The organism is Pseudomonas sp. IT-P253, from assembly GCF_949768125.1.
GTDB lineage: Bacteria > Pseudomonadota > Gammaproteobacteria > Pseudomonadales > Pseudomonadaceae > Aquipseudomonas.
Genome location: NZ_CATKPT010000016.1, coordinates 23,073 through 46,729, shown reverse-complemented (window position 1 = coordinate 46,729; position 23,657 = coordinate 23,073). Strand labels below are relative to the sequence as shown.

Sequence of the window (23,657 nt, the reverse complement as noted above, 5' to 3'; positions counted from 1 at the left end):
GCGTTCAACCGCGTTCGGACGGCACCGACGACAACTCAAACGGGCTGCTGCTGCGACGCTGGTTGCGATCTTCACGCGGCGTGGCGCCGAAAAAGTTGCGGTAGGCGCTGGAGAAATGCGGCCCCGAGGAGAAACCGCACGACAAGCCAATCTGGATGATCGACTTGCTGGTTTGCATCAACATCTGCCGGGCCTTGTTCAAGCGCAGTTCCAGGTAGTACTGGCTCGGCACGCGGTTGAGATATTGCTTGAAGATCCGCTCCAGTTGCCGACGGGACACGCACACATGCTGGGCGATTTCGTCGGTGGTCAACGGCTCTTCGATGTTGGCTTCCATCAGCAACACCGCCTGGGTGAGCTTCGGATGGCTGGAACCCAGGCGGTTTTGCAGCGGAATACGCTGACGTTCGCCGCCTTCACGGATGCGTTCGACCACCAGTTCTTCCGACACGGCACCCGCCAGTTCGGCACCGTGATCGCGGGCCAGCACGGCCAACAACAAGTCGAGTACCGACAGGCCGCCACACGCCGTCAGGCGATCGCGATCCCAGTCGAACAGATGACTGGTGGCGATGACTTTCGGGAAACGTTCGGCGAAATCGTCCTGCCAGCGCCAGTGCACGGCAGCTCGATATCCGTCGAGCAAACCGAGCTGAGCCAACGGATAAACACCGGCCGACAAACCACCAATCACACAACCGGCGCGCACCAGTTGTTTCAGCGCACTGTTGAGCGCCGGCGCGAGTGTGGTCGGCGGCTCATCGGCGAGCAGAAACAGTTTCTGAAAGTTTTCGAGCTTGCCGGCCCACGGCTCACCCGGCAATTGCCAGGCACCTTCGACCGCCGGCTCAGCCTGCAAAAACGACAACTCGTAGACAACGTCCGGGTGCACACGCTGGGCAACACGCAAGGCCTCCTCAGCCAGCGAAAGCGTCAGGGCTTTAGTGCTAGGCCAAATCAGGAAACCAATTCGATGGGCAGTCATGGCGGGCAATCCGAAACGAAAACAGTGATGAAGGCACGGACCAATGCTAGCCCGTAAATGAACGCAAATCTCAAAACCAACAGAGATCCCCCCCTGTAGGAGCGAGGCTTGCCCGCGAAAGCGGTGGTTCAGATAGCAACGATGTTGATTGAACCACCGCTTTCGCGGGCAAGCCTCGCTCCTACAAGGGGATCAGAGGCCAACCTCTAGGCTGCGAAGCATGCACTATACCGGTGCGTAACGGGAGCGATTACTTCAGGCTGCCCGAGAGGAATTGTTGCAGGCGTTCGGACTGTGGATTAACCAGCACCTCACGCGGATTACCACTCTCTTCGACGACACCTTTGTGCAGGAACACCAGCTGGTTGGACACTTCACGGGCAAAGCCCATTTCGTGCGTGACCACCACCATGGTCCGGCCTTCCAGCGCCAGGGCCTGCATGACTTTCAGCACGTCGCCCACCAGTTCCGGATCGAGCGCCGAGGTCGGCTCGTCGAACAGCATGACCTCAGGCTCCATGGCCAATGCACGGGCAATCGCTACACGCTGTTGCTCACCGCCGGACATGTGGCCAGGGTAAGCATCTTTACGATGCGCCACGCCGACCTTGTTCAGGTAGTGCTCGGCCTTCTCGCGGGCTTCGGCCTTGGTCATGCCGAGCACGTGGACCGGCGCTTCCATGATGTTTTCCAGCGCGGTCATGTGCGACCACAGGTTGAAATGCTGGAACACCATCGACAGGCGCGAACGCATGCGTTGCAGCTGTTTCGGGTCGGCTGCCTTCATCGCGCCGTCCTTGTTCGCCACCAGTTTCAGCTCTTCGTTGTTGAGCAGAATCCTGCCCGCGTGCGGCTGTTCCAGCAGGTTGATGCAGCGCAGGAAAGTACTTTTGCCGGAGCCACTGGAGCCGATGATGCTGATCACATCACCGGCTGCCGCTTTCAGGGACACGCCCTTGAGCACTTCGTGACTGCCATAGCGTTTATGCAGGTCTTGGACTTCAAGCTTGTACATGCGGTCGGTTCTCACAAAAACAGTCAGTCAGTCGTTGAGCAAGCGCCCGTGACGCAGCGCTTCGCGCCCCGCCACCTTGGCCAGCCAGAAACCGGGTTGGGCGTAACGCAGCCGTTCAATGGCAAACAGCACCCCGGACGTACCAGCACACACCGTGCTGACCCGATCCGATAACGGATCGATCACTTCAAAAATTTCGTCGCCGGCTTCAATCCATTCACCGGGTTTACGCAAGAAACTGATCACGCCAGGATGCGGCGCGAACAGCAATTCGGTGCCTTCGAACGGCAGTCCTTCGCAAGGGGCTTGCGCGGGTTTCGGCCATTCGCCGCTGATCAACCCTTGCTCAGCGAGGAACGCCAGAATGCCTTGCGCATAAGCGCAGGCTTCGGCGCGACCGGTGTCGGCCTGCCCCCCTAATTCGATCGTAGTCGCCAGGCAAGCCAGCGGAATCTGCGCCTGCGGGAACTGCCGCGACAGACGTAGCCACGGCAGCGAGCAGGCTTCATCGAAGGAGCTGCCACCAGAATCTTCCGCCAACAGCCCCACTTTCACATCCAGGTGCGCGGCGAGCGAACGCCATTGCGGCCAATGCTGCGGCAAGGCGTACATGTGCAGCGCCGCTTCGGCGTCGCAATGCAAATCCAGGACAACATCGGCGGTGCAGGCATGGCTGAGCAAGATGCGCTGCATGCCTTGCAACTGACTCGCGGCCGGTGGCAATGCGGCGAGCGCATCACTCATGGCCTGACGGATCAAACGGATATTGGCGTGCGGATCATCACCCAGGTGCCCTTCCAGCTCCGCGGCCACTGGCGCGCTCAGCTCGACGAAATCCCGGTTGAAGTTCTTGCCACTACCCGCCTCGAAACGCCCTTGATGACTACCTTGCAGCAGTTGACCGAGGCCCAGTGGATTAGCCACAGGCACCAGTTCGATCACACCATTGAGCAAGCCTTGGGCTTCGAGTTCGGTCAGGCGCTTTTTCAGCTCCCAGGCCGTGCGCATGCCCGGCAGTTCATCGGCGTGAAGGCTGGCCTGGATGTAGGCCTTGCGCTCGCCACTGCCAAAGCGGAACACCGAAATCTGGCGTTCGCTGCCCAGGTGGCTCCACGGCAATGAATGATCGATGCGTTCCATATCAGTGCTTCCGCGGGGCCAGATAGCCCAGCCAGCGGCGCTCGGCCAGTTTGAACAGTTTCACCAGAATGAAGGTCATGCACAGGTAGAACACGCCGGCGGTGATGTAGGCTTCGAACGGCAAGTAAAACTGAGCGTTGACCGTGCGCGCGGCACCGGTGATGTCGATCAGGGTCACGATGGATGCCAGACTGGTGGTCTGCAGCATCATGATCACTTCATTGCTGTACTGCGGCAGCGCCCGGCGCAGGGCCGACGGCAGCAGGATGCGCTTGTACATCTTGAAGCGCGACATGCCCATCGCCTTCGCGGCTTCGATCTCGCCGTTCGGCGTGGCGCGCAGGCTGCCGGCGATGATTTCGGCGGTGTAGGCGCTGGTGTTGATCGCAAAGGCCAGACACGCACAGAACGTGGCGCTGGACAGCCATGGCCACAAGAAACTCTCACGTACCGCTTCGAACTGCGCCAGACCGTAGTAGATCAAAAACAGCTGCACCAGCATCGGCGTGCCGCGGATCACATAGGTGTACAACCAGGCCGTCATGTTGACTGCGGCGTTTTTCGACACGCGCATCAGGCCTAGCGGCAACGCGCACAGCAGTCCGAAAAACAGCGACAGCGCGAGCAATTTGAGGGTGGTCACCAGGCCGCCGAAGTACAGCGGCAGGGCCTCCCAAATGACGTTGTAGTCGAAGATCATAGATCAGCCGCCCTTACGCCTACCGAGTAGCGCTTCTCAAGGTGACGCAATGCCAGCAACGAGACACTGGTGATCACCAGGTACATTGCCGCCACTGCGAGGAAGAAGGTGAAAGGCTCGCGGGTGGCATCTGCCGCCTGCTTGGCCTTGAACATCATGTCTTGCAGACCCACCACCGAAATCAGCGCGGTGGCCTTGGTCAGAACCAGCCAATTGTTGGTGAAGCCAGGAATCGCCAGGCGAATCATCTGTGGCACCAACACCCGGAAGAACACCTGGAAACTGCTCATGCCGTACGCCATGCCGGCTTCGGCCTGACCTTTGGGGATCGCCATGAACGCACCACGGAAGGTTTCCGACAGGTACGCGCCGAAGATGAAGCCCAGGGTGCCGATACCGGCGGCCAACGGGTTCAGATCGATGTAGTCGTTAAAGCCGAGCATCGGTGCGACGCGGTTAAGCAAATCCTGACCACCGTAGAAAATCAGCAGGATCAGCACCAGATCGGGAATCCCGCGGATAACCGTGGAATACAGATCGCCCAGCCAGGCCAGCCAACGGACTGGCGACAGACGCAACGCAACGCCGATCAACCCCAGAACGATGGCCAAGACCATGGACGACAAGGCGAGCTGGAGCGTCAGCCATGCGCCATCGAGGATGACAGCCCCGTAGCCTTTCAACATGATTCAGGTCCTCGAAAGTTTGGATGAAAAAATGGCGCAAACCTCAGAGATCCTGTTGCTTGCGCCATTTAGGACTTGTCGCCGCAGCGTATTACTTGCCGTAGATATCGAAGGCGAAGTACTTGTCCTGGATTTGCTTGTACTTGCCGTTCTCGCGAATGGCAGCGATCGCGGTGTTGATCTGGTCTTTCAGCGCGTCACCCTTGCGAACCGCGATGCCTACGCCGTCGCCGAAGTATTTGACGTCGGTAAAGGCCGGGCCGACGAAGGCGAAACCTTTGCCGGCGTCGGTTTTCAGGAAACCGTCATCCAGCAGCGTCGCGTCTGCCACGGTGCCGTCGAGGCGACCCGCCGCCACGTCGAGGTAGATTTCGTTCTGCGAACCGTAAGGCTTGATCTCGGCACCCAGTGGGGCCAGGACTTCGCGGGCGAAACGCTCGTGGATCGAACCACGTTGCACGCCGATGTTCTTGCCCTTCAGTTCAGCCAGGCTGTCGCTGACTGGAGTGCCTGCCTTCATGACCAGGCGAGCCGGGGTGTTGTAGTACTTGTTGGTGAAGTCCACGGACTTCTTGCGGTCTTCAGTGATCGACATGGACGACAGGATCGCGTCGATCTTGCGCACTTTGAGTGCCGGGATCAGACCGTCGAACTCTTGCTCGACCCACACGCACTTGACCTTCATCTGCTCACACAGGGCGTTGCCGATGTCGTAGTCGAAACCGACGATGCTGCCGTCCGGTGCTTTGGAAGCGAACGGAGGGTAAGCCGCTTCGATACCGATTTTCAGCGGTTTCTCATCGGCGAACGTTGGCAGGGACAGCACGGACAGTGCCAGGGCGCCGAGCAGCACGAGTTTCTTCATGTGGGGACTCCATCGGTAAAGGGCTAAAACGGCAGAGTGAGCGACTGCCCAATATGCGAACGAGTGGTACCGAAATGCGATGCCGCGTCGTAGGAACCGCGCGTTTTTCTCAACGCGAGCAACGACGAGCGAGTGATCGGCATTCTAACGACAGGCCCGAAGCCGATATTTCTTCAATGCGACAACTAATTACAGAAGCACCGAGAAAGCCGCTTGGGCGCGTTGACAGCCCTGCAAATTCATGCAGGAGCAAAAGACAGTGAACCGATATCTATTGCAAATTGCGGGCCTATTATTGGCAAAGCCTTCTAATCCGGCAAGCGCAGCGTGGGTTCTTATTTTTTAGAGGGGCAAATGCAGTACGAAAGCAGGACTTTTCGTTTCCCTATGCCCCGTATCCGAGCGCGCGGTTACACATTCAGTTACTTGAATGGTGACGGGTAACAGTGGGAATCGACTGACAGATGAAGCCGATAATTATTGGGAGTTGTTTATGCGGCGTATGACAGGGCGCCTTCGCGAGCAGGCTCGCTCCCACATTGACCGATCTGAAACACAAGCCCCCCTGTGGGAGCGAGCCCGCTCGCGAAGAGGCCCGCACGACCAACAATAATCCCAACCCGACCACCATAAAAAAACCCCACCAGGCTCAACACCTGGCAGGGCTTCAATGACGCCAAACGCTACTTACGCAACGTTCATCGTCTTGTGCGTATCAATCAAATGCTGCACCACACCCGGATCAGCCAGGGTGGAGATATCCCCCAACCCGTCGTATTCGGCGGTAGCAATCTTGCGCAGAATACGGCGCATGATTTTGCCCGAGCGGGTTTTCGGCAAGCCCGGCGCCCATTGAATGACATCGGGCGAAGCAATCGGGCCGATCTCTTTACGCACCCAGTTTTTCAGTTCCAGGCGCAATTGCTCGGTCGGCTCCTCACCACCATTCAGGGTGACATAGACATAAATGCCCTGCCCCTTGATGTCATGCGGTACACCGACCACCGCCGCTTCGGCGACTTTCGGGTGAGCGACCATCGCGCTTTCGATTTCGGCGGTGCCCATGCGGTGACCGGACACGTTGAGCACGTCGTCCACGCGACCGGTAATCCAGTAGTAACCGTCTTCGTCGCGACGGGCGCCGTCGCCGGTGAAATACATGCCACGGAAGGTCTTGAAGTAGGTGTCGACGAAGCGGTCATGGTCGCCATACAGCGTGCGTGCCTGGCCTGGCCACGAATCGAGAATCACCAGGTTGCCCTCGGCAGCGCCCTCGATGATGTTACCCAGGTTATCCACCAACGCCGGCACCACACCGAAGAAGGGACGTGCCGCCGAACCCGGCTTGAGCGCGTGAGCGCCCGGCAATGGGCTCATCAGGGTTGCGCCGGTTTCGGTCTGCCACCAGGTGTCGACGATCGGGCAACGGGATTGGCCGACGTTCTTGTAGTACCAGTCCCACGCTTCCGGGTTGATCGGCTCACCGACCGAACCCAGCAGACGCAGGCTGCTGCCGTCAGCGCCTTCAACAGCGGCTTTGCCCGACGCCATCATCGCGCGAATTGCGGTCGGCGCGGTGTAGAGGATGTTGACCTTGTGCTTGTCGACGATCTTCGCCACCCGCGTGATATCCGGGTAGTTCGGCACGCCTTCGAACAGCAAGGTGGTCGCGCCATTGGCCAGCGGGCCATAGACAATATAGGTGTGGCCAGTGACCCAGCCGACGTCGGCGGTGCACCAGTAGATTTCGCCCGGACGATAGTCGAACACACGTTCGTGGGTCATCGCCGCGTACAGCAGATAACCGGCAGTGGTGTGTTGCACACCCTTCGGCTTACCGGTCGAACCGGAGGTGTAAAGGATGAACAGCGCTTCTTCGGCGCCCATCTCTTTTGGCGCGCAGACACTGCCTGCCACTTTCATCAGGTCTTCGTACCAGATGTCGCGATGCTGGTTCCACTTGATGTCGCCACCGGTGCGCTTGCACACGATGACTTTCTGAATGCTGCTGGTTTCCGGGTTGGTCAGCGCGTCATCGACGTTGCTCTTGAGCGGGATCTTCTTGCCGGCACGCAGGCCTTCGTCAGCGGTGATCACCACTTTGGATTTGCAGTCGATGATCCGGCCTGCCAGGGCTTCCGGCGAGAAACCACCAAATACCACCGAATGAATCGCGCCGATCCGGGTGCACGCCAGCATGGCGACCACGGCTTCGGGGATCATCGGCATATAGATAGTCACCACGTCGCCGCGGTGCACATCCTGGCCGCGCAAGGCGTTGGCGAACTTGCAGACTTGCTCATGCAGCTCGCGATAGGTGATGTTGCGACTCTCGGCAGGGTCATCCCCTTCCCAAATAATCGCGATTTGATCGCCGCGCTCGGCCAGATGACGGTCGAGGCAGTTGTAGGAAACGTTCAGGGTGCCGTCGGCGAACCATTTGATGTCGACATGGTGATCGTCGAAAGACGTCTGCTTCACCGTGGTGAAAGGCTTGATCCAGTCGAGGCGCTTGGCTTGTTCGCGCCAGAAACCGTCCGGGTTGACGACGGACTGCTGGTACATGGCCTTGTAGGTCGCCTCATCAGTCAGCGTGTTGGCCAGAACCTCGGGACGAACGGGATACAGAGAAGCCGCACTCATCTTTCTTACCTCGGTGGAATAGTTGTTTTTGTATGACCCTGTTGTAGCCGGGCCGGGCCTATAGAACCATTCGACGATGGTAGTAACAAGCCCCTACAAAATGTCAGGAACGCCCGTCCCAAACATTACGCACCCCCCACTTCCAGGCTCTTCCAACTAATGCCGGAGCCCGCCCATAAAGCGACCTGTAACAGCTGGCGAAGCCTGCGTTCGACGGCGAAGCTGTCGTAAAATCAGCGATTGCGGTATTTCAGGCAGACCGTGCTCAGCAGGGTTTACGACGGCTGCGCCGCCGAACGCAGGCTTCGCCAGCTGCTACAGGGCGTACGTTGTCCGCTCATTCTCTCAGGGGATTGTTACGAAATCTGTCAAAGGTGTTTATCAGAAGCACACCTATATGAATGTAAACGCCACGCCTAAAATCAGCCTCGCCAACAAGGCAAACACTGATTAACCAAGTTGCAGCCCCCACGAAGGCAGTTAATCAAAGACTCTTTAGTACAGCTCCACACGCAACCCCAAAAAGGTTGCGTAACCCCATTCGACCTCTAAAAGGTAAATTTGAAATGAAAGCTTTATTAGTTCTGGTCCTCAGCAGCCTGTGCGTAACCGCCATGGCAGACGAGATCCCGACTGATGTCGCACAGCAGCAACCGGTAGTTGAGGAATACACTTACTCCACTCACCTGGACATCGCGAAGGTTATTTCCATGAGCGAAGTCCCGAATGTTTGCGGAGTTGTTCCAGCGAAAATGGAATACGACGACTCCAAAGGACAACGCCACATCCTGCGTTACAGCGTCATGGGTAATGGCTGCTCCAACGGCTGATCACCCGCTTTCACTTTCCCCCCCAAAGGTTCGACCCATCCGCCCGCTGTTCAGGCAGTTGAAGCGCCGAACCTTACATATCGATTTATACGATTTATTTAAGCATTTATTTGCGCTTTTTAATCGAATTTGTCGTCGTAATATGAATTCCACGCCCAAGCAAGAACGCCAACGTATCTGGAGCACTACAATGAAAACCCAACTAATTTTCGCCCTGACCCTGTCTGTACTGGCCGCCAACACCTTCGCCGCCGATGGTTACGACCGCACGGGTTCAGCTGCATTTACCACCGAAGCGGCTGTCGCTGCTGACGGTTATGACCATACCGGTTCGGCGTCCTTCGCTGCCGATGGTTCCGATCACACTGGCGCTGCCAAACTCGCTTCTGACGGTTTTGATCGCACTGGCGCCGCTAAAGTCGCTGCCGATGGTGCAGACCATGTCGGTGCGGCTCGTCTTAGCTGATCTTCGAGCATGACTTTACAGCCCGACTTCGGTCGGGCGTAGTTGTGTCTGGAGCCATGGAAAACCGACTCAAAACACAAGATGTAGTGAAAAACGCGTTTTTTGACTATTTTCTGAACAAAAAAAATCGTCAGCCAAAATTTAAGAAAAAAAATCTGCACCCGTGATAGCCAGCCAAAGCCCTGTAAACCCTCGCTCCAACCGAAAAACCTCTCCCGCCGACCGTTCTCAGTGCCACTTCGTCGCACCACGCGCCGGTTTTTTTCCCTATAATGCGGCGTAAATCGGGCCTGCAATATTCCCTTACAGGGGATCAAGCCAATCTGAAGTCCACGCAGAAGCTGTTCACGTTCTCTGCGCCCATCAGTGGCTTCGGAACACCCGTACAAAATTCTGTTTATTGCCTGCGTTGTACTGCTGCAAAAAACGATTTCCTTTAGATCCAACGCGGCCAGAGCGGTCGTGTGAAAAACCGACTATCCATTTTCACACGGGCATCTGGCCCTCACGCAGGAGACGACACGTCATGCTGAGCTGGGACGAATTCGACAAAGAAGACAGCGGCGAAGCTGTGGTAAAAGGCGCCAACGCCGGCCACGCTACTGAAGCCAACATGGACCGACTCGACACCGCTGGTGGTGTTGCCGCTCAGGAAGCTCGCGCTGTCACCGCGTCCGACTCCGCCGCTATCGCCCGTGCCAAAGCGGCACTGGACACCCTCGACGTCGCCGAAGGCCTCGCCGAACTCGAAGGCGCCTCCGCCCGTGTCGCCGTCGACGAAAAGCGCATGATCAACTGCCGCGCCGACCTCAACCAACTCGTGCCGTTCAAGTACGACTGGGCCTGGCAAAAATACCTCGACGGTTGCGCAAACCACTGGATGCCGCAAGAAGTCAACATGACCGCCGACATCGCCCTCTGGAAAGACCCGGAAGGCCTGACCGACGACGAACGCCGCATCGTCATGCGCAACCTCGGCTTCTTCTCCACCGCCGACTCCCTGGTTGCCAACAACCTGGTCCTGGCCGTGTACCGCCTGATCACCAACCCGGAATGCCGCCAGTACATCCTGCGCCAGGCGTTCGAAGAGGCGATCCACACCCACGCCTACCAGTACTGCATCGAATCGTTGGCCATGGATGAAGGCGAGATCTTCAACATGTACCACGAGATCCCATCGGTCGCGAAAAAAGCCACCTGGGGCCTCAAATACACCCGCTCGATCTCCGATCCGAAGTTCGAAACCGGCACCGTCGAAACCGACAAAGAACTGCTGCGCAACCTGATCGCCTACTACTGCGTCCTGGAAGGCATCTTCTTCTACTGCGGCTTCACCCAGATCCTCTCCATGGGCCGCCGCAACAAAATGACCGGCGTCGCCGAGCAGTTCCAGTACATCCTGCGCGACGAATCCATGCACCTGAACTTCGGCATCGACGTGATCAACCAGATCAAAATCGAAAACCCGCACTTGTGGGATGCTGAGATGAAGGAAGAAGCTTCGCAGATGATTCTGCAGGGGACTCAGCTGGAGATTGAATACGCTCGGGATACCATGCCTCGCGGCGTGTTGGGCATGAACGCGGCGATGATGGAGGACTATCTGAAGTTCATCGCTAACCGTCGTTTGTCGCAGATTGGTTTGAAGGAAGAGTATCCGGGGACGACTAACCCGTTCCCTTGGATGAGCGAGATTATGGACTTGAAGAAAGAGAAGAATTTCTTTGAGACTCGGGTTATTGAGTATCAGACTGGTGGGGCGTTGAGCTGGGATTGATTTCCGAGCTCGCCGCGATTTGATGATTGCTATCTGAGTCGACAAATCGAAAAAGCAAAAGCCCCGATCTGATCGGGGCTTTTTTATTGGTGAATGAATATCCATTCATTCGCCTACGCGACGACACTAAAACTCCTACAAAACTTACAGCTGCTTCCGCATTGATGCCCGCTCAAAGCACCACTAAGCTCCATTGCAGGTGCCTAAGAAACGCCCAACGTAGAAAGCTTGGCCAATCGCACAGATGCGCAATCACCATTAGGTGGCTTGTCGTTTAGACGTGTAATGGCTTGGCTCGTTGGGATTTCTTAAGTCCACTCTACGTTGGGGTCAGGCCCTCCAAAATCTAAACGTAGAGGTAATGGAAATGCCTAAAATTTATCGATACCGTGCTCTCGAAATTCTGGAGATCAGCTATGTCTGATCCCTTCCCTGTAACGGTCTTCTCCCGCCACAACCTCGCTCTCCACGCCCTCCTCCTGGAAAACCAGCCATGGTTCTGCGCCCGCGATTTTGGTCGTTTGATGGGCTTTCATTTGAATGATCGGGTGGTGAGCAAACTCGACGAAGATCAGCGGCATACATTGTTGGTTAGCTACCACGGCCGACCGGAGAAGCGGCTGATGCTCAGCGAGTCCGGTGTGTATGCGTTGTTGGTGTATCACTACGCGCCGGAGAATCGGTTGTTGCGTGAGTGGTTGACTCATCAAGTGGTGCCCGCCTTGCGAGATGCCGGACAGTCGAATAACGAGGATCGGCCGATGCTGAGTTTGTTGGATTGGCCGGAAATGTCGTTGAGTCTGCTGCATTGGCAGGGTGAAGGCTGGATTCGGCTGCGGGATATGCCTTATTTGTTGCTGAATCGCACACGGCGGCGGGTGCCGGTAATGAAGCCTTGGTGGCGGAAATTTGTGGAGGTGTTTCAGTCGTCGAAGCAATCGGTGGGTTAGCGCGGTGATGTCTTTGTAGGATCGCTTGAGCGATGCATCGGTCTTTTCTGTAGGAATTTTCGTAGACAGTCGTAATGGCCACTCAGTATCGTCCGAGGGTTTTCAACCCTCGGCGATTGTATGGATACGGAAAAGAGCAACAGCGATTGGAGTGACGCGGAGATTCGGGCAGCGGTCGATGCCTATCTCAGCATGCTGTCACGCGAACAGAACGGTCAGAAGGTCAATAAGGCTCATGAGAACCGCGTCCTTCGCGAAGGCGCATTAGCAGGCCGCACCAAAGGTTCGGTTGAGTTTCGGATGCAGAACATCTCTACCGTGCTGGTCGAACTCGAACGAGATCGTATTGAGGGATACAAACCCGCCAAGAATGTCGGCGCGAATGTTGCGCGTAGCATTCGTGAAGCGCTGAACGCGCCAAGCACTTTAACGCTGGAAGATTTTGCCCCGACCGCTGATGAGACAACGTTAGAACAACGTGCTGCCAAACTTGAGAAGCAACCGCTCAAGGGCGAGCCGAAAGGGATTTTGAAACCGCAACATGTGCAGAGTTCGGGCAACTCTTTTGTACGCGATCCGGAAGTTAGAGCCTGGGTGCGGAAAGAAGCCAAGGGTCTCTGCGAGGGTTGCGGAAAACCGGCTCCGTTTGAAAAGGACGGCAGACCGTTTCTTGAGGTTCATCACGTTAAGCATTTGGCGCAGCTTGGGTCGGATCGTCCGAGCAATGCTGTAGCGCTGTGCCCGAACTGCCATCGTCGGTGTCACCATTCGAGTGACCGGGAAGAATTCACTGCTTCGCTTTATGAGAAAGTGGAGCGATTGAAAGCCGAATGATTGGCTATTAAATCTGTAGCGAGGGAGCTTGCTCCCGTTCGATCACAAAGCAGTCGCCGAGTGAACAACTCGTTTGGTCTGACGTGCAGTGTTTGCTGGTTTTTGGGTTGCCATGCAACCCAACGGCGGCCCCTCGCCACAGGCTGGTGCCAGGCTTGGTTGCTGAGCTGATGTTGGGAATCGCAGACAAGCTCGCTCCAGCAAAAAGCCTACGCTTGCGCAAACAAGCGCTACGAATGCTCGCTCCTACAAGGACCCTATCCACCATGAAATTCGACTTCGCCTACTGCCTCAGCCTCGACGACAAGTTGTCGATCTATGACGTGCGTGATTTGAATTTCGACGAGACCATGGCGTTCGATTCCGCCAAGGAGCACTTCCAGTGCCCCAACGATGCCTGCCGTTTGGCGTTCGATGGGTTGAATGTATTGACGACGTTCAACGCCAAGAATGTGAATTACGCTCGTACCCCGCATTTCAAGAACACGCCCAGCACCCGGCATGTGGCGGATTGTCCTTATGCCAGTCTCAAGGCGCACGCGGATGGTGCGGAATCAGATGACAGTCGTGAGGAGCATTTCCCGTCGGAGTTGTTGCTGACTCGGCGTCAGTATGTGCGTAAGCCATCGAGCCCTGCAGTGGCGGCGGATGTTATGCAAGACGCGCCAAAGCCATCTTCTGCAGCTAGTGATACAGAGCACTCGAGCCGTGAGTCGGCGCCGGACAAGACCAGCGTCTTCGCCCACCCGGTGGAGTGTTTTGTATCGAACTTCGAGGACAAGGAGTTGCTCAAGCGCATGCCGCTGAAGATTGGCGAGCATACGGCGCCTTATGGGTCGTTTTTCAAGAGGATCGAATATCTGACGGACAACAAGGGGCTGATTTACTGGGGCAAGATCAAGGAGATCAAGGATTACACGCAGAGCTTTCGCATCGATTTCGAACAGAAGGTCTGGTTCAAGCAAGCGGACGAGGCGAAGAAGAAGCCTTATTCAGTCAATGTTTATCTGAGCAAGAAACTGATCGAGAACTACCGCAAGCGCAAAGCGTTTCTGGAAGAGATCAAGCACGCCATCGACAGTGAAGCCGAGTTGTATTGCTTCTTTTATGGCGTGACGCCTGAGTTGAAGCAGGTGCCGAGCAAGAAAAACCCCGAGCAGACGTTCGGGGTGTTCAGTGCGAATATCGAGAATCTGGATCACTTCATTATTCGTGAGGCGCCGGGGTTGGAGGCTTAGTAGACCTCAGTCCTCTCGCCCGATCTCATCAACCCATTCAAGTTCATAGGGCTGGCGAACAACGTCAGCAATCTCCTCCCGCGCCGCGTCGCTGAGTATCGACAACTCTGCCTCCGTCAGTAAGTCATGCTTGACCATCAATCTCAAAGCTATGGGTGCACCCGAGCGGCTGTAACGATCGAAAGTTCGGGCGATGTCTTTGTCCCGATCACGCATCAGGCGATAGAGCATTAAATACCTGGCATGGGGCGAAAGCGCGTCATGCTGGGCGATAGTCTGGGCATCAGCCAGCACCCCCATGCAAAAACGATCGAGCGCTAGCTTGTACAGTTCCTTAAATTTCTTCCAGTCACTTTCAGCGATCAACATGACAACCTCCTGCACCCGTTTCTGAGTAATGTCGCGCAACGACTTACTGTACCGAAATGCCCAGCATCACGATTATCAACAATCCAATATAGACCCAAGCGTGTAATTCATCCGGTATCCGCCCGATCCAAGGCGTGGCCAATCGAATCCCCATCATCGACCCCATCGTCAAAACGGCAAACGCCAGCAGATCCACGTAGCCGATAAACCACGCGCCCAGATCAAACTCGGTAAATCCCGCCATCGCCATGTAAGTCAGCGTGCCGGCCAGCGCCACGGGCAGGCTTAGCGGATTAGCCATGGAGGTCGCCTGCGACATGCTTAACCCCCATCGGCGCCAGCGCGCTTTGCGTGGTGCTGGCCCTTGCGCGGCTGGTGGAGGGTGAACCGGTAACGCGGATTGCGCTGGATTTTGGTTACGACAGCCCGGCGGCCTTCTCAACGATGTTTCGTCGCGTGCTGGGGCAGGCACCGTCCGTCTGGTTGGAAGGGGCGAAATAAAACAAATCAAAAATTGAGTTTGATCCGGGCGCAAAACAACTGTACAAAAACACAGTACATTTTGAATCAGCACTCTCGAGCCCGGAGAACACCATGGCCTCTTATGCGATGAAAATCACCCTGGAACGTATCGCCCTCTTCCAATTCACCCCCGCCCATTGTGCTCAGGCACGGGCGATGTTGGGTTGGAGTGTCGATGAGCTTTCCCGGGAGTCTGGCGTTTCGGTCGACGCGATTGAGCGGTTTGAGGCCGAGCGCGATGTGCCGGATGTTACCCGGCTGACGTTGGCGTATCGGTTTGAATCGGAGGGGTTGGTGTTCTTCCCTGGGTTTGCGCCGGGGCGGGGGATGAGTGTGAAAGGGTCTACGCCAAATCCGGTGGGGCGGGCGGATTTGGCGATGGTTGAGTGAGAGAAATCATCGACTGACGATTATTCCCATTTAGGTATATGGCAAAGACCGATAAGGATTGTGCATCGCTTTTCGTAGGAGCCAGGCTTGCCGGCGAAGGCAATCTAAAGGGCGCCTTCGCCGGCAAGCCTGGCTCCTACAGATCCGGTTTTTTCTCAATTGATCAGCGATCACGCAAAAGGCCCCCCGATCAAGAAAGGAAGGCCGAATTGAGGTGGTTTTCGCCTGATGCGTGAGGCTTGGCAGCTCCGACCTGCCTCCCCCCATCAGTGACTAGGGCTTGAACGCAGGTGTTTGCCGCGCCTGGGAAGCTTGTTCATAACCATAAGCCAATGCCAAAAGCGTCGCCTCACTCCAGCGAGTGCCGAAGAAGAACACCGAGGTGGGCACGCCGTGATCGTCGATTCCGGAAGGCATCATGATGCCGGGATAGCCCGCCAGTGGTATGACGTTCAATCCTGGGGAACCGACATCCAGCACCAGGCCATCCAGTTGATGCGTGGCCACTAAATCGTCGATGACTGCTGCATTTTCACGTTGAATTGTTTGCCACAATTCGTTGTAGGTACGCTCGTCAAAATAAATGTTGCTGGCCGCGCTCAAGGTGGTTTGCCCATAACCCTCGTCGCCGGGAGCGTTGTCGTTGTATTGCAGGAGATCCTCCAGGCTCTGGATTGCAAGACCGGTGCGCGTCGCAAGGTAGTCGGGAAGGTGCCGCTTGATCCCCATCGAGAACGCCCTGTCTACGGACTCCGGCGTTTGCGATTCAGGATCATTGAATTCCACCGGGATCAATGTGGCCCCTGCGGCCTGCATCACTTCCAACGCCCGCGAGAATTGAGGGTCGCTCTGCGCTGCCTCGTCGCTTGTATCGAACTTGACCGGATAACCAATGCGCCGTCCGACCAACGAGTTGGGAAGTAGCAGTGCCGTGTAGTCCACACCACTGATGGCATGAGGTTGTTTGATCGGTTCGGCATCGTCGTTGCCCGTCATCGCATTCAACAGCAGCGCAGCGTCGCGAACGGTACGCGTCATGGGCCCGGGGGTATCGACTTTATGACTCACCGGGACGATGCCACTGCGACTCAGCAAGCCCACGGTAGGCTTGAGGCCCACTACGCCGTTGACGGACGCCGGGGCGATTATCGAGCCGACGGTTTCCGTTCCGACTGCCAGCGGGGCAAAACCTGCGGCAACTGCCGCACCAGAGCCGGAGCTTGAACCGAATGGCGATTCGCTCAACACGTGCGGGTTTTTGGTTTGCCCACCTCGGCTGCTCCAACCATCGGGAATGCGAGGGTCGCGAAAATTCGCCCATTCACTGAGGTTGGTTTTGCCCAGTATCACCGCCCCGGCCGCTCTTAACTGCTGGACGATAAAGGCATCCTGCGCGGCGGGTTGTCCGACCATGGCCAACGAGCCGGCGCTGGTCTGCATTTGATCGGAGGTATCGATATTGTCTTTGAGCAATACGGGAATGCCGTGCAGGGGGCCTCGAACGTGTCCTCGTTGTCGCTCTTGATCGAGCATCTCGGCAATGGCCAAGGCGTCGGGGTTGAGTTCGATGATCGCGTTGATCGCCGGCCCCTGTTTATCCAGCGTCTCAATCCGGTGTAGCAGGTGTTGCACGAGCTGCACTGCACTCAGCTGATTGCGCTCCATTCTTTGGCTGATTTCATCGACACTTAAATAGTCCAGCGCCGATTCAAGTGCCGGCGTTTGTGCAGAGCCTTTTAGCGTTACATCCATATGGTAAAGATCCTTGTGATGACCGATAGCGAGTGATTGAACTCACTCGTTTTCCCAGCCTACAGACGCCGCCGGAAATGTCCGTCATCACTTGTCGCTAGACCATGTATGAAAGTTCGCCCCCATCTGTAGCCGCTCAGCCGACACTCTCTTGGTACACCCGCTGCTCGACTTCATACCACCAGGCGCTACGCCGATGAGGATGCTTCAAATTAAACGCCTCGCCCATCTGCGGCGTGGTAATCGAAACATTTCGCTCCCAGGCCAATGCCAGTATCCGGTCAAACGGTTCGTACCAGGCGTGCATCGACAAATCGAACGTGCCGTTGTGAATCGGCAGCAACCACCGGCCTTGCAGGTCAATGTGCGCTTGCAGGGTTTGCTCCGGCTGCATGTGAACATGGGGCCACTCGACGTTGTAGGCACCGGTTTCCATCAGTGTCAGGTCGAACGGGCCGTGCTGTTCGCCGATGCGTTTGAAGCCGTCGAAGTAACCGCTGTCGCCGCTGAAGAAGATCCGCGTGTCGCCGTCGATCATCACCCAGGAAGCCCAGAGCGTGCTGTTGCCATCGAACAGACCGCGACCGGAAAAGTGTTGCGACGGTGTGGCGATGAATTGGATACCGTCGACCTCGGTGCCTTGCCACCAATCAAGTTGGCGGATTTTGCTGGCATCGATGCCCCACTTGATCAGGGTGTCGCCGACGCCCAGCGGCGTGAGGAAGTACTTGGCCTTGTTCGCCAGTGTAAGCACGGACTGATAATCGAGGTGGTCGTAGTGATCGTGGGACAGGATGACGGCTTCAATCGGCGGTAATTCTTCGAGGCTGATGGGCGGCTGATGGAAACGTTTGGGGCCGGCCCATTGCACTGGCGAAGCGCGTTCGGCAAAGACCGGGTCGGTGATCCAGAATTTGTCCCGCAGCTTCAGTAGAACCGTGGAATGGCCAAGGCGGTAGACGCTGTGATTGGGCGCGGCGATCAACGCGTCGTGGGTCAGGGTTTGCACCGGGACGGGTGCCGTCGGGCGGGTGTTGCGCGGTTTGTGGAAGATCATGTTCCACATGATGCGCAGCATTTTGCGAACGCCTTCGCGCTGCACCGGCACATGGTTTTTGAACGACCCTTCTACCTGGCGGGAAGCTTCAGGTTCGCAGGTGTTGCCCGCAGGGGAAATTGAACTGGCCATGACTGAATGACTCCAGAAGAAGCGCAAAGATTGCGGTTTTCCACGGTGGGACGAAAATGGCCAAAGCACGCACGCATCAGCCGAACCTTTGAATGTTCACTGGGCAGGATTAACAAAACATTACACTGCACAGTGTAGTTTCAAGGTTGCATCAAAGCCGATCACAAGTAAACTACCGAGTGTAACTTTCCCCAACCTCCTGCCGAAGCTTACTTATGACAGCTCCACAGCGCCTCACCGACCGAAAACGCGAAGCCATCATTCAAGCAGCGATTGCCGAATTCCGTGCCAACGGGTTCGACATCTCCAGCATGGACAAGATTGCCGCCACCGCCGGTGTGTCGAAGCGCACGGTGTACAACCATTTCCCCAGCAAGGAAGAGTTGTTCGCCGAAATCCTTAATCAGTTATGGGCGCGGGTAACGGCAGAACAGGAAACGCCCTACCGTCCGGACCTGCCCCTGCGTGGCCAGATGCGCCAGATGTTACTGGCGAAACTGCAGATGCTGGGGGATAACAATTTTCTCGACCTGGCACGGGTGGCCATCGCTGCGACCATTCATTCCCCCGAACGCGCGCAGAATATGGTCGCTCGAATGGGTGAGCGCGAAGAAGGCTTAACCGTGTGGATTCGCGCCGCTCAGGCCGATGGCCGACTGAAACCGGTCGATCCGGAATTTGCCGCACAACAGGTTCAGGGACTGCTCAAATCCTTTGCGTTCTGGCCACAGATTTCCATGGGGCTCCCTGGTCTGTCGCCCGAGATGCAGACCACCGTCGTGGAGTCGGCACTGGACATGTTTCTGGCCTGCTACCAGCTGCCATAAATGACAATGTTTACCGTTTTTCCGATTACAGGTTTGCTCTAAAAGAAGACTCAGCAATGTGTTTCAGAATGAAACCGGCGCTAGGGTTATAGTGAGCCCCAGTCCCAAATCCCCGCGCCCTGTAGAGAGCATCATGACCACCACGACGACCAACACCAAAGCCACCGCCCCTGTCGACCACCTGCGCTTCCATCGCCCTCACGCCCATCTGGCGCCGACGTTTGGCAACGACAAATTTGCCCTGCGCGCAGAAGCCTTTGCGCGGTTCTTCGGTACGCCAACCTTTCTCGGCGCACAGACGCTGATCGTGGTGGTGTGGATTTGCCTCAATCTATTTGGCGTGGCCCACTTCGACCTCTACCCGTTCATCCTGCTCAACCTGGCGTTCAGCCTGCAAGCGGCTTACGCCGCGCCGCTGATTCTGCTGGCCCAGACCCGTCAGGCGGCGCGGGACAAAGCGCAGTCCGAAGCCGACGCGCTGCACCGCGAAGCATTGGCTGTGGCCAACAGCGAGCGTCAGGCTCAAGCGGCGCAGAACACTGCGCAACTGCTGGAATTGCTCGAGCAAAACACCCGCCTCACCGAAATGACCAAGACCCTCACTGAACGTATCGAAAGCCTGACCTCGGAAATGCATCAGCACTTTGTGGCCAAGGATCAGCCGAAGGCCTGATCCGCCTCAAGGCGACTTCAGCGCTCGCCCGAGCTCATCGAACAACGTGACCACCGAGCGCAAGGCGCGACAGTCCGGGCGGGTCAGCAGCCACAGCGCCGTGTCGTAACCGTCTAACGGCGCACTCAATGGCTGCAACTCGCCGCCGATCAGGAAGTCCGGCAATGCCGCGACACCCAGCCCGGCCCGCACCAATTCGGTCACCGACAACATGCTGTTACAGCGATAAGCCGGTGTTACCCCCGGCAATGCTTGCCGACGCCACGCGACGGTAGGGTGATCGGGAAGGAAGTCATCCGGGGCGATCCAGGTCAGTGCGGCCAGCGCCTCAGACTCGACCGACTCCAGATAGGCCACGCTGGCACAGACTCGATAGGAAACGTCGGCCAGGCGTCGGCCCACCAAATGCTCGGGCGGGGTGCGGGTCAGGCGCAAGGCAATATCCGCATCCCGGCGACTAAGGTTGGCGAAATCGTTGGACGTGCTCAACTCGAGGGTCAGCGCTGGATAGCCGGGCATGAACTGCGCCAGCGCGGGTAAGAGCAAGCCTTGCAGGACTGAATCGGTGCAGGTCAGGCGCACGGTGCCGCTGATAACTTCGCCGCCCTGCTCCACGCCAATGCGCGCCGCGTCCAACGCTTGTTCCGCCCGTTCCGCCTGTTCGGCCAAGGTTTGCGCCAGGGTGGTCGGTAAATAACCGGCGCGGCTCTTTTCGAATAGTTGCTGGCCCAGCGCAGCTTCGAGTCGGCGCACAGCGCGAAACACCGTCGAGACGTCGACCTTCAACAGCGTCGATGCCCGCGCCAGAGAGGCGCCGCGCACCAGTGCGAGGATCAGGGACAGGTCGGGGTAGTCCAGCCGATAGTGCGTCGCTGCATTGATCACTTGGGATAACGCCAATATTGAATGCGTGAACGCCAATCTATAGTGGGTACCAGGAATCAACAAGCATCGAGGTCATTCATGGAAGCCAGCACTCTGCGCATCGCCCTGATCGGTGATTACGACCCGCAAGTCACCGCCCACCAAGCGATCCCCCTCGCCCTCGACATGGCCGCCAAACACGCCAACACGGACGTGCAATTTGAATGGCTGGCCACTGACCGCATCAACGCCAGCACCGCGCTGCACGATTTCGACGGTTTCTGGTGCGTGCCCGCCAGTCCTTATCGCGACATGGACGGCGCGTTGCGGGCGATCCGTTTCGCCCGGGAGCAACAACGACCGTTCCTCGGCACCTGTGGCGGTTTCCAACACGCGGTGCTTGAGTTCGCTCGAAACGTGTTGGGCTGGGAAGATGCCGAGCATGGCGAAACCAACCCCGAGGCGACGCGAGCCGTGGTCTCGCCACTGAGCTGCTCACTGGTAGAAGCCGCCGACAGCATTCAGCTGGTTGAAGGCTCGTTGATCGCCAACGCGTACGAAAGCGCCGAGATTGTCGAAGGCTATCACTGCCGCTACGGGGTTAATCCAGCGTTTGAACGTGAGTTACTGACCCGGCAGCTGTGCGCCGTGGGCCACGATACCTTGGGGGATTTGCGGGCCGTGGAGCTCAAAGGTCATCCGTTCTTTGTCGCGACCCTGTTTCAGCCTGAACGTGCGGCGCTGAAAGGCATTCTGCCGCCGCTGGTTCGCGCGTTGATCGAAGCGTGTGCGAGGCGCAAATCATGATTGCTCAAACACCGGCAACGCCGTACTACGCCGTGATTTTTACCTCACTGCGCACCGAAGGTGATCAAGGTTACGCCGAGGCGGCTGAACGCATGGTGGAACTGGCGCGTGAGCAGCCGGGGTTTCTGGGTGTGGAGTCGGCTCGTGGCGAGGATGGGCTCGGGATTACGGTGTCCTATTGGACCAGTGAAGCGGCGATCCTGGCGTGGAAGCAGCATCCCGAGCACAGCGCGATTCGTGAGCGCGGGCGTTCGACATGGTATGCGAGTTGCCATACGCGGGTGTGCAAGGTTGAGCGGGATTATCTGTTTCAGCAGTAATAGGTGCGGGGTCGTTTAGGCCCTCATCGCGAGCAAGCTCGCTCCCACAGGTTTTGTGTACGACACATTTCCCCTGTGGGAGCGAGCTTGCTCGCGAAGAGGCCGATCCATCCACCGCAAAAACTCAGCCCTGAACGAGGCTGCGCACCGCCGAAATCTCCGGCACTTCCCGCCGACTCATATACACCCGCAGCGGCTCGGTGATGTTGATCCGGTCATCAACATTCTGATTCAGCAGCAACTGAATCAACTCACGTTTAAGCGTCATGGTCTGCTCCGCCCCCGGCGCCCAGACAAACTCGCTCACAGGAATAATGCCGTCGTCCGCTACGTCCATGCCGAAGGCATCTTCACTGAAACGAACAAGGTAATGGCCGGTCTTGCGATTGAGGCCGACGAAGCCTTTGAGTTGGTCGGCGGCCTGGCAGATAAGCTCGGAAGTGATGCGCATATAAACCTCACAATGGGTCGTCAAGAACCGGTGATCGATGGTTTACACGCAGGGCTAGCGAACGGGTTTCCCTCTGCCGGAGAAACGCCTCGGCCAAGAGTACTGCAAGGAACCGCACAAAAGCGCCGAAAAAATTGGCTTTAAACAGGCTAATGTCGGTCTGGCGATAGCGCCGGCAGCATTCAGTTGTTAAAAGAGACCTCTGTGAAAACACATTACGAAAGGATCTCGACCATGCACGCCACCTTCACCCAGAGCGCCCTGGTGTTGAGCCTGATGCTCGGCCTCGGCCAGGCACAGGCTGCCAGTGAGCCCAGCCCCACCGCGCTGGCGACCACCATGGGCATCCCGCACCCGGCGGTCATCGCTCACCGCGGTGCGTCGTTCGATGCCCCCGAATCCACCGCCGCGGCCTACAAACTGGCCCGCGATCTGGGCGCCGACTACCTGGAAATGGACCTGCAACGCAGCAAGGACGGCGTGCTGTTTGCCCTGCACGATAACAACCTGCAACGCACCACCGATGTGGCCACCCGGTTCCCCGAGCGCAAGGACAGCCCCGCCAACGAATTCACCCTTGCCGAACTCAAAACCCTGGATGCCGGCAGCTGGTTCAATACCGCTTACCCGGATCGCGCACGTCCTTCCTACGCCGGTCTGAAAATTCTGACGCTGGATGAAATCATCGACATCGCCCAAGGCAATCCGTTGCACAAGCCCGGCTTGTACATCGAGACCAAGGAGCCGAAGCAATTCCCCGGCATCGAGCGTGACCTCAAGGATAAATTGCAGGATCGAGGCTGGCTGAGCCCGGCCGGTTCGAAACTGGCGAAAAGCGAACTGGCTGTCGGCCAGGGCAAAGGCAAGGTGGTGCTGCAAACGTTTGAGAAGAGCAGCCTCGAACTGCTGGAAAAAGAAATGCCGCGCGTGCCGAAAGTCCTGCTGTTGTGGGTCGGCGAAGGCAGCATCGAGCCTAAGTCCAAAGTGACCTTTGCCGAGTCAGGCGACAAGGACAAAGCCACTTTCTACGCCAGACAGGAACCAAAGGACATCGCCGAGTTCCAGCGCTGGGTCGACTACGCCAAGGCCCAGGGTGCAATCGGCACCGGCCCTTCTGCTGCGCTGACCCAGGGTGGCGATCAGAGCTACTCGGACCTGGTAAAGCCGTGGATGAACCAGTACACCCACGACCAGGGCTTGCTGGTGCACGTCTATACCCTCGACGATGCGGTGGATTACCAGAAAGCCATGGACGCCGGGGTCGATGGCATCTTCACCAACCGCGCCAGCGAACTGTTGAAATTCTACAAGCGTCCGGCTGCCGCCAGTGTTGCGCAGTTGCTGCAGAACAACGGGTATTGATC

At 57.4% G+C, this 23,657-nt stretch carries 24 protein-coding genes and 2 pseudogenes; 13 read left to right on the top strand and 13 right to left on the bottom strand.

The window, feature by feature from the left end; genetic code table 11:
• Positions 1-4: 4 nt before the first annotated feature.
• The 7 genes from argR to acs all read right to left on the bottom strand — a co-directional run bounded on the left by argR (position 5) and on the right by acs (position 8,034).
• Positions 5-985, bottom strand: a complete 981-nt coding sequence (argR, locus tag ACM6IR_RS10725) for a transcriptional regulator ArgR (RefSeq protein WP_414907688.1) — start codon at positions 983-985, stop codon at positions 5-7.
• 250 nt (positions 986-1,235) lie between these two features.
• A complete protein-coding gene (locus tag ACM6IR_RS10720) occupies positions 1,236-2,000 on the bottom strand; it encodes an ABC transporter ATP-binding protein (protein WP_414907687.1) in 765 nt (254 codons plus the stop codon).
• A gap of 27 nt (positions 2,001-2,027) precedes the next feature.
• Positions 2,028-3,140 carry a M14 family metallopeptidase gene (locus ACM6IR_RS10715; protein WP_414907686.1) on the bottom strand — a complete coding sequence of 371 codons (1,113 nt, stop codon included), beginning with the start codon at positions 3,138-3,140 and terminating at the stop codon, positions 2,028-2,030.
• Between the two features lies 1 nt (position 3,141).
• Positions 3,142-3,840, bottom strand: a complete 699-nt coding sequence (locus ACM6IR_RS10710; protein WP_414907685.1) for an ABC transporter permease — start codon at positions 3,838-3,840, stop codon at positions 3,142-3,144.
• Positions 3,837-4,526: an ABC transporter permease gene (locus ACM6IR_RS10705; protein ID WP_414907684.1), complete on the bottom strand. Its 690-nt coding sequence runs from the start codon at positions 4,524-4,526 to the stop codon at positions 3,837-3,839. Before ACM6IR_RS10705 ends, ACM6IR_RS10710 begins: the two co-directional genes overlap by 4 nt.
• Before the next feature lie 91 nt (positions 4,527-4,617).
• Positions 4,618-5,391, bottom strand: coding sequence for an ABC transporter substrate-binding protein (locus ACM6IR_RS10700; RefSeq protein WP_201120109.1), 774 nt, complete (start codon positions 5,389-5,391; stop codon positions 4,618-4,620).
• Positions 5,392-6,078: 687 nt separating this feature from the next.
• Positions 6,079-8,034 (bottom strand): acetate--CoA ligase, encoded by a 1,956-nt coding sequence (acs, locus tag ACM6IR_RS10695; RefSeq protein WP_414907683.1) that lies wholly within the window; start codon positions 8,032-8,034, stop codon positions 6,079-6,081.
• Positions 8,035-8,600: 566 nt separating this feature from the next.
• On the opposite strand from acs, the gene ACM6IR_RS10690 reads away from it, so the two are divergent.
• The 6 genes from ACM6IR_RS10690 (at position 8,601) to ACM6IR_RS10665 (ending at position 14,129) form a co-directional block, all read left to right on the top strand.
• On the top strand, positions 8,601-8,864 hold the full coding sequence (locus tag ACM6IR_RS10690) for a DUF2790 domain-containing protein (RefSeq protein WP_414907682.1): 264 nt from the start codon (positions 8,601-8,603) through the stop codon (positions 8,862-8,864).
• A 190-nt stretch (positions 8,865-9,054) separates the two neighbouring features.
• Complete coding sequence (locus ACM6IR_RS10685) at positions 9,055-9,330, top strand: hypothetical protein (RefSeq protein ID WP_414907681.1); 276 nt, start codon at positions 9,055-9,057, stop codon at positions 9,328-9,330.
• A 526-nt stretch (positions 9,331-9,856) separates the two neighbouring features.
• Complete coding sequence (locus tag ACM6IR_RS10680) at positions 9,857-11,107, top strand: ribonucleotide-diphosphate reductase subunit beta (RefSeq protein WP_201120113.1); 1,251 nt, start codon at positions 9,857-9,859, stop codon at positions 11,105-11,107.
• A gap of 416 nt (positions 11,108-11,523) precedes the next feature.
• Complete coding sequence (locus ACM6IR_RS10675; protein ID WP_414907680.1) at positions 11,524-12,057, top strand: Bro-N domain-containing protein; 534 nt, start codon at positions 11,524-11,526, stop codon at positions 12,055-12,057.
• Positions 12,058-12,177: 120 nt separating this feature from the next.
• The gene (locus tag ACM6IR_RS10670; RefSeq protein WP_414907679.1) at positions 12,178-12,891 is read left to right on the top strand and encodes an HNH endonuclease; all 714 of its coding nucleotides are present in this window, start codon (positions 12,178-12,180) and stop codon (positions 12,889-12,891) included.
• A 266-nt stretch (positions 12,892-13,157) separates the two neighbouring features.
• Positions 13,158-14,129 (top strand): hypothetical protein, encoded by a 972-nt coding sequence (locus ACM6IR_RS10665; RefSeq protein ID WP_414907678.1) that lies wholly within the window; start codon positions 13,158-13,160, stop codon positions 14,127-14,129.
• 6 nt (positions 14,130-14,135) lie between these two features.
• On the opposite strand, the gene ACM6IR_RS10660 is transcribed toward ACM6IR_RS10665, so the two are convergent.
• Both ACM6IR_RS10660 and ACM6IR_RS10655 read right to left on the bottom strand, forming a co-directional pair.
• The gene (locus ACM6IR_RS10660) at positions 14,136-14,498 is read right to left on the bottom strand and encodes a hypothetical protein (protein WP_414907677.1); all 363 of its coding nucleotides are present in this window, start codon (positions 14,496-14,498) and stop codon (positions 14,136-14,138) included.
• Between the two features lie 43 nt (positions 14,499-14,541).
• Positions 14,542-14,835: pseudogene (locus tag ACM6IR_RS10655) on the bottom strand (sulfite exporter TauE/SafE family protein); the annotation flags it as partial.
• An 11-nt stretch (positions 14,836-14,846) separates the two neighbouring features.
• Here ACM6IR_RS10655 and ACM6IR_RS10650 point away from each other — a divergent pair.
• Together ACM6IR_RS10650 and ACM6IR_RS10645 are read left to right on the top strand one after the other, a co-directional pair.
• Positions 14,847-14,999: pseudogene (locus tag ACM6IR_RS10650) on the top strand (helix-turn-helix domain-containing protein); the annotation flags it as partial.
• Between the two features lie 93 nt (positions 15,000-15,092).
• The gene (locus tag ACM6IR_RS10645) at positions 15,093-15,410 is read left to right on the top strand and encodes a helix-turn-helix domain-containing protein (RefSeq protein ID WP_414907676.1); all 318 of its coding nucleotides are present in this window, start codon (positions 15,093-15,095) and stop codon (positions 15,408-15,410) included.
• Positions 15,411-15,683: 273 nt separating this feature from the next.
• Here ACM6IR_RS10645 and ACM6IR_RS10640 read toward each other — a convergent pair whose 3' ends face one another.
• Positions 15,684-17,162 carry an amidase family protein gene (locus ACM6IR_RS10640; protein ID WP_414907675.1) on the bottom strand — a complete coding sequence of 493 codons (1,479 nt, stop codon included), beginning with the start codon at positions 17,160-17,162 and terminating at the stop codon, positions 15,684-15,686.
• A 136-nt stretch (positions 17,163-17,298) separates the two neighbouring features.
• The gene (locus ACM6IR_RS10635) at positions 17,299-18,351 is read right to left on the bottom strand and encodes an MBL fold metallo-hydrolase (RefSeq protein ID WP_414907674.1); all 1,053 of its coding nucleotides are present in this window, start codon (positions 18,349-18,351) and stop codon (positions 17,299-17,301) included.
• Between the two features lie 215 nt (positions 18,352-18,566).
• Here ACM6IR_RS10635 and ACM6IR_RS10630 point away from each other — a divergent pair, with 215 nt between their 5' ends.
• Positions 18,567-19,178, top strand: coding sequence for a TetR/AcrR family transcriptional regulator (locus ACM6IR_RS10630; protein ID WP_414907673.1), 612 nt, complete (start codon positions 18,567-18,569; stop codon positions 19,176-19,178).
• A 133-nt stretch (positions 19,179-19,311) separates the two neighbouring features.
• Positions 19,312-19,851 carry a DUF1003 domain-containing protein gene (locus tag ACM6IR_RS10625; protein ID WP_414907672.1) on the top strand — a complete coding sequence of 180 codons (540 nt, stop codon included), beginning with the start codon at positions 19,312-19,314 and terminating at the stop codon, positions 19,849-19,851.
• Between the two features lie 6 nt (positions 19,852-19,857).
• On the opposite strand, the gene ACM6IR_RS10620 is transcribed toward ACM6IR_RS10625, so the two are convergent.
• Positions 19,858-20,799 (bottom strand): LysR family transcriptional regulator, encoded by a 942-nt coding sequence (locus ACM6IR_RS10620; protein ID WP_414907671.1) that lies wholly within the window; start codon positions 20,797-20,799, stop codon positions 19,858-19,860.
• A 15-nt stretch (positions 20,800-20,814) separates the two neighbouring features.
• Between ACM6IR_RS10620 and ACM6IR_RS10615 the strand changes: the two genes are divergently transcribed.
• Positions 20,815-21,522, top strand: a complete 708-nt coding sequence (locus tag ACM6IR_RS10615) for a CTP synthase (protein WP_414907670.1) — start codon at positions 20,815-20,817, stop codon at positions 21,520-21,522.
• Positions 21,519-21,842: an antibiotic biosynthesis monooxygenase family protein gene (locus ACM6IR_RS10610; RefSeq protein WP_414907669.1), complete on the top strand. Its 324-nt coding sequence runs from the start codon at positions 21,519-21,521 to the stop codon at positions 21,840-21,842. The genes ACM6IR_RS10615 and ACM6IR_RS10610 overlap by 4 nt, the downstream gene beginning before the upstream one ends.
• A 124-nt stretch (positions 21,843-21,966) precedes the next feature.
• On the opposite strand, the gene ACM6IR_RS10605 is transcribed toward ACM6IR_RS10610, so the two are convergent.
• The gene (locus ACM6IR_RS10605; RefSeq protein ID WP_414907668.1) at positions 21,967-22,293 is read right to left on the bottom strand and encodes a DUF2025 family protein; all 327 of its coding nucleotides are present in this window, start codon (positions 22,291-22,293) and stop codon (positions 21,967-21,969) included.
• 234 nt (positions 22,294-22,527) lie between these two features.
• Here ACM6IR_RS10605 and ACM6IR_RS10600 point away from each other — a divergent pair, with 234 nt between their 5' ends.
• Positions 22,528-23,655, top strand: coding sequence for a glycerophosphodiester phosphodiesterase (locus ACM6IR_RS10600; protein WP_414907667.1), 1,128 nt, complete (start codon positions 22,528-22,530; stop codon positions 23,653-23,655).
• Positions 23,656-23,657 lie beyond the last annotated feature (2 nt).

Bases quoted from the DNA above. Each gene is read 5' to 3' on its own strand.
- argR (WP_414907688.1), bottom strand. From the start codon at position 985: ATGACTGCCCATCGAATTGGTTTCCTGATTTGGCCTAGCACTAAAGCC.
- ACM6IR_RS10720 (WP_414907687.1), bottom strand. From the start codon at position 2,000: ATGTACAAGCTTGAAGTCCAAGACCTGCATAAACGCTATGGCAGTCAC.
- ACM6IR_RS10715 (WP_414907686.1), bottom strand. From the start codon at position 3,140: ATGGAACGCATCGATCATTCATTGCCGTGGAGCCACCTGGGCAGCGAA.
- ACM6IR_RS10710 (WP_414907685.1), bottom strand. From the start codon at position 3,840: ATGATCTTCGACTACAACGTCATTTGGGAGGCCCTGCCGCTGTACTTC.
- ACM6IR_RS10705 (WP_414907684.1), bottom strand. From the start codon at position 4,526: ATGTTGAAAGGCTACGGGGCTGTCATCCTCGATGGCGCATGGCTGACG.
- ACM6IR_RS10700 (WP_201120109.1), bottom strand. From the start codon at position 5,391: ATGAAGAAACTCGTGCTGCTCGGCGCCCTGGCACTGTCCGTGCTGTCC.
- acs (WP_414907683.1), bottom strand. From the start codon at position 8,034: ATGAGTGCGGCTTCTCTGTATCCCGTTCGTCCCGAGGTTCTGGCCAAC.
- ACM6IR_RS10690 (WP_414907682.1), top strand. From the start codon at position 8,601: ATGAAAGCTTTATTAGTTCTGGTCCTCAGCAGCCTGTGCGTAACCGCC.
- ACM6IR_RS10685 (WP_414907681.1), top strand. From the start codon at position 9,055: ATGAAAACCCAACTAATTTTCGCCCTGACCCTGTCTGTACTGGCCGCC.
- ACM6IR_RS10680 (WP_201120113.1), top strand. From the start codon at position 9,857: ATGCTGAGCTGGGACGAATTCGACAAAGAAGACAGCGGCGAAGCTGTG.
- ACM6IR_RS10675 (WP_414907680.1), top strand. From the start codon at position 11,524: ATGTCTGATCCCTTCCCTGTAACGGTCTTCTCCCGCCACAACCTCGCT.
- ACM6IR_RS10670 (WP_414907679.1), top strand. From the start codon at position 12,178: ATGGATACGGAAAAGAGCAACAGCGATTGGAGTGACGCGGAGATTCGG.
- ACM6IR_RS10665 (WP_414907678.1), top strand. From the start codon at position 13,158: ATGAAATTCGACTTCGCCTACTGCCTCAGCCTCGACGACAAGTTGTCG.
- ACM6IR_RS10660 (WP_414907677.1), bottom strand. From the start codon at position 14,498: ATGTTGATCGCTGAAAGTGACTGGAAGAAATTTAAGGAACTGTACAAG.
- ACM6IR_RS10645 (WP_414907676.1), top strand. From the start codon at position 15,093: ATGGCCTCTTATGCGATGAAAATCACCCTGGAACGTATCGCCCTCTTC.
- ACM6IR_RS10640 (WP_414907675.1), bottom strand. From the start codon at position 17,162: ATGGATGTAACGCTAAAAGGCTCTGCACAAACGCCGGCACTTGAATCG.
- ACM6IR_RS10635 (WP_414907674.1), bottom strand. From the start codon at position 18,351: ATGGCCAGTTCAATTTCCCCTGCGGGCAACACCTGCGAACCTGAAGCT.
- ACM6IR_RS10630 (WP_414907673.1), top strand. From the start codon at position 18,567: ATGACAGCTCCACAGCGCCTCACCGACCGAAAACGCGAAGCCATCATT.
- ACM6IR_RS10625 (WP_414907672.1), top strand. From the start codon at position 19,312: ATGACCACCACGACGACCAACACCAAAGCCACCGCCCCTGTCGACCAC.
- ACM6IR_RS10615 (WP_414907670.1), top strand. From the start codon at position 20,815: ATGGAAGCCAGCACTCTGCGCATCGCCCTGATCGGTGATTACGACCCG.
- ACM6IR_RS10610 (WP_414907669.1), top strand. From the start codon at position 21,519: ATGATTGCTCAAACACCGGCAACGCCGTACTACGCCGTGATTTTTACC.
- ACM6IR_RS10605 (WP_414907668.1), bottom strand. From the start codon at position 22,293: ATGCGCATCACTTCCGAGCTTATCTGCCAGGCCGCCGACCAACTCAAA.
- ACM6IR_RS10600 (WP_414907667.1), top strand. From the start codon at position 22,528: ATGCACGCCACCTTCACCCAGAGCGCCCTGGTGTTGAGCCTGATGCTC.